Source organism: Aquicoccus sp. SU-CL01552 (assembly GCF_040365005.1).
Lineage (GTDB): Bacteria > Pseudomonadota > Alphaproteobacteria > Rhodobacterales > Rhodobacteraceae > Antarcticimicrobium.
This window is the reverse complement of record NZ_BAABWV010000050.1, coordinates 1-959: the sequence shown is the minus strand read 5'-3', so window position 1 is coordinate 959 and position 959 is coordinate 1. Positions and strand designations below refer to the sequence as shown.

Annotated in this window: 1 protein-coding gene; it reads left to right on the top strand. The window is 63.4% G+C overall.

The annotated features are described in order from the left end of the window. Positions 1 to 17: 17 nt before the first annotated feature. On the top strand, positions 18 to 959 hold a 942-nt coding region (locus ABWV23_RS22335), incomplete at its 3' end, for an IS5 family transposase (protein WP_353351908.1).

The window sequence follows — 959 nt, the reverse complement described above, 5'->3', positions numbered from 1 at the left end:
CAACGGCGGGGGTGATGATGCGCGGGACGGACGAGACGAGGGGTTCGCTGTTCAGCTATGTGGATCTGGAGGAGCGTATCCCGGCTCGGCACCCGCTGCGGAAGATTAGGCAGGTGGTGAATGACGCGTTGGCCAGCTTGGATGCCGAGTTCGAAGCACTGTACACCGATTTCGGCCGCCCCTCGATTGCACCTGAGCGACTGATCCGGGCCAGCCTGCTGCAGATCCTGTTCTCGGTTCGCTCCGAGCGGCAGTTGATGGAGCAGATGCAGTATAACCTGCTGTTTCGCGGGTTCGTGGGTCTGGGCATCGACGACCAGGTCTGGGTCCCGACCGTGTTCACGAAGAACCGCGACCGACTGCTGACAACGGAGATGTCGCGCAAGGTGATGGCGGCGATCCTGGCGCACAGCGAAGTCGCGCCGCTTCTATCGGACGAGCATTTTTCGGTCGATGGCACGCTGGTGAAAGCCTGGGCCTCGATGAAGAGTTTCCAGCCGAAGGCAGAGGGTGAGCCGCCGGAGGAGGATGGTCCGGGTGATCCGCCCGGAAATGACAGCCCCACAAAAGACCAGCCCGCCCAATCCGAACCCGAGACCGACACGATGCCCCACTCCACCCGCCAAAACCGCAATGCCGAGGTCGATTTCCGGGGCGAGAAGCGTTCGAACGCCACGCATGTCTCGACCACTGATCCGGATGCCAGGCTTTACAAGAAGTCCCCTGGCACCGGGGCGATGCTGTGCTTCATGGGCCATGCGCTGATGGAGAACCGCAGTGGCCTGATCGTTCAGGGCGATCTGACCCATGCAGATGGCCACGCCGAACGGCGTGCCGCCCTCGACATGGTACATCGCCATTCCCCCGGATCGACACGGCGACTGACGCTCGGCGCGGACAAGGGGTATGACGCCGCCGGGTATGTCGCGGGTCTGCGGCAGGCCTGCGTCACACCCCAC